The organism is Pseudohongiella sp. (assembly GCF_040877505.1).
Taxonomy (GTDB): domain Bacteria; phylum Pseudomonadota; class Gammaproteobacteria; order Pseudomonadales; family Pseudohongiellaceae; genus Pseudohongiella.
Genome location: NZ_JBBDNQ010000023.1, coordinates 1 through 3,192, shown reverse-complemented (window position 1 = coordinate 3,192; position 3,192 = coordinate 1). Strand labels below are relative to the sequence as shown.

The 3,192-nt window shown below is 53.9% G+C and carries 3 protein-coding genes; all 3 read right to left on the bottom strand.

Annotated elements, in window-relative coordinates; genetic code table 11:
- Positions 1 to 7 precede the first annotated feature (7 nt).
- A complete protein-coding gene (locus WD071_RS08360; RefSeq protein ID WP_368047907.1) occupies positions 8 to 1,099 on the bottom strand; it encodes an amino acid ABC transporter permease in 1,092 nt (363 codons plus the stop codon).
- A gap of 1 nt (position 1,100) precedes the next feature.
- Positions 1,101 to 2,291 (bottom strand): amino acid ABC transporter permease, encoded by a 1,191-nt coding sequence (locus tag WD071_RS08355; RefSeq protein WP_368047906.1) that lies wholly within the window; start codon positions 2,289 to 2,291, stop codon positions 1,101 to 1,103.
- 122 nt (positions 2,292 to 2,413) lie between these two features.
- The coding region (locus WD071_RS08350) for an amino acid ABC transporter substrate-binding protein (RefSeq protein WP_368047905.1) at positions 2,414 to 3,192 on the bottom strand (779 nt) is incomplete at its 5' end.

Sequence of the window (3,192 nt, the reverse complement as noted above, 5' to 3'; positions counted from 1 at the left end):
TGGACTCCTAGTGTGAGGTGCTCTTCTTCAGGTCATTGTCGAGGTACGCGCTGTATCGTGACATAAAGAAGCAGAAGCAGAAGTAAATAAGGGCAATAAAAACGTACGCTTCAATAAATTGCTGACGCCACATGGGGTCGTTGACCGCTGCGCGGGTTGCCGCCAGCAGATCAAAGAGGCCGATGATGACGACCAGAGAGGTATCCTTGAACAATGAGATAAAGGTACTCATGGTCGGCGGAATAACCAGGCGCAGTGCTTGCGGCAAAATGATTTTGAACGTTTTCTGCCAGTAGTTCAGACCCAGCGAATCGGCCGCCTCGTACTGACCTTTGGGAATGGCCTGCATGCCTCCGCGGAACACTTCGGCGAGGTAGGCTGCCTGGAAAATGATGATGCCAATCTGTGCCCGCAGCAGTACATCGATGCTCACACCTTCAGGCAAGAACAACGGGAACATAACCGAGGCCATGAACAGTACCGAGATCAAAGGGACGCCCCGGAATACTTCAATGACCACGATGCAGACGACTTTGATCAGTGGCATATCGGAACGCCGCCCCAACGCCAGCATGAGCGCCAGCGGTGCTGCGAAGGCGATGCCGACAACGGCCAGTACCAGAGTCAGCGTCAGGCCGCCCCACTGGGCAGTGCGTACCGGTGCCAGCCCCAGTACCCCGCCCCGCAAGACGAAGTAAACGACAATGAAACCGACGATCCAGGCGACCGCCAGCCAGGGTGACCAGAACCGGCGATTCATACTCAGCAGCATGCCCGAGGTGAGCATGATCATGGCTACGAGTGGCCGCCAGTGTAGCTCGGAGGGGTAGGTCCCGAATAACAGGAAGCGCCACATGTCGTGAACGTAAGCCCAGCAGGCACCGGTAGCTGCTTCGCAGGCTTCCTTGGCGGGGCCGAAGCTGGCATTGAGAACGGCCCAGGAAACGATGACGTCCAGTACGTTCCAGATGATGTAGACGCACAACAAGGTAATAAAAGTATTAACCGGCGAGGAAAACAGATTCTCCTTCATCCAGCGCAGGCTGCGATTGAGAACAGGTCCGCTAACAGGCCGGGCTCGGTTGGTAATCTCAGTCATCTCAACGCTCCACCAGCGCCATGCGCTTGTTGTACCAGTTCATAAAGAAGGACACGAGTAAGCTGATGCTGAGGTAAACCGTCATGAAGATAGCCACCCCTTCAACGGCTTGACCCGTCTGGTTCATTGTCGTGTTTGAGACAGAGACCAGGTCTGGGTAGCCAATGGCCACCGCCAATGAACTGTTCTTGGTCAGGTTAAGATACTGGTTGGTCAGTGGTGGAATGATGACGCGTAATGCCTGTGGCAGCACGATCAGTCGCATGATCCAGGTAGAACGCAACCCCAGTGAGGTGGCGGCTTCAGTTTGACCATAGGGAACGGATTGAATACCGCTTCGTACCACTTCCGCAATATAGGTTGTGGTGTATAAGGTCAGGCCCAGAAGCAGCGCGGTGAACTCTGGGCTCATACGTGCACCGCCCTGGAAATTGAAACCCTGAATGACAGGCATATTCAACTCAGTGGGAGCGCCGAAAATCAGCCAGACGAGTATAGGTACGGCGAGAATAATGCCTAGGCCTACGCTCAAGTGGGGAAATATGTGGCCGGTAGCCTCAAGACGTTTCAGGCTCCATTTGCGCAATGCAATAGCGCCAATGACCCCCACAATGAAACCGACACCAACCCAGGTCCAGCCAGGATGGCCGGCCATCACCGGGATGTATAGTCCTCGATTGGACAAATACACGCCTTCAAAGGGACTCAGAGCTGAGCGGATATTGGGCAAACCACGGTTAATAATGGCATACCAGAAAATCAGCTGCAGTAAGACTGGAATATTACGAAAGGTTTCAATGTAGGTAACGCCAATAATACGCAGCAACCAGTTCTTTGAGACGGTAGCGATACCGATGATGGTGCCAAGAATGGTGGCCAGAACAATACCAATACTGGCGACTTTCAGCGTATTGGTGATACCGACCAGCAGAGCACGGCCGTAGTTGCTTTCAGGCGAGTAAGCGATAACGCTTTCACTGATGCCAAAGGCGGCTTCACGCTCAAGAAAACCGAAGCCGGTGGCGATGTTTTGGCTCTCGAGGTTGGCCATGGTGTTGCCGACCAAATACCAGCCGAGCAGGAAGACTCCACCAAAAACCAGAATCTGATAGACGACAGAGCGAAATGTCTTGTCATATATTATGGTCAGAATCGGGTTAACGTCGTTACTTTTTGAGTGTTTGGGGCTCATACCCGACGTCTCCAAAGGGAATGCAAATCAGAATAATGCAATGAGCTAATAAAAAGCGGCCCTGTTGGACAGGGCCGCGGCGTTAACGTGAGATCAGCAATATTGCATTGCCGGGCTCCTGATTAACGAACGGGTTGTGCGTACATCAGACCACCATCGGTCCACAGCGCGTTCAGGCCGCGCTCAAGACCCAGCAGATCGGTTACGTTGGTCTGGTAAGACTCACCGTAGTTGCCGACCTGATCGATGATGTTGTAAGCCCAGTCTTCGTCGATGCCCAGAGCTTCACCCAGGCCCGGGGTGGTGCCCAGCAGACGTTGGATGCCAGGGTTGGTGCTGGTGTCGCGCATTTGATCAACGTTGTCTGACGTAATGCCATACTCTTCAGCTTCGATCATGGCGTTCAGTGACCAGCGGACAATGTCCATGAACTCGTCATCGCCGTGGCGAACAGCAGGGCCCAGCGGCTCTTTGGAGATGATTTCAGGCAGGATGATGTAATCAGCAGGGTTCTCTGCAGAGACGTTACGGGCAGAGGCCAGACCTGACGCATCTGTGGTGTAAACGTCGCAACGGCCAGCGAAGAAAGCGGCGGTAACTTCAGAGGTGTTTTCGATTACAACCGGCTCGAAATCCATGCCCTGGGCACGGAAGTAGTCGGCCAGGTTGAGTTCAGTTGTGGTACCTGGTTCAACGCAGATGGCTGCGCCGCTCAGTTCCTTGGCACTGGAAACACCCAGATCTTTACGAACCATAAAACCCTGGCCGTCGTAATAGTTGACGCCAGCGAAGTTCAGGCCCAGAGCTGTATCACGGGTCAGAGTCCAGGTGGTGTTACGCGACAGAATGTCGACTTCGCCAGACTGCAGGGCAGTAAAACGCTGGTTGGCGGTCAGAGCAG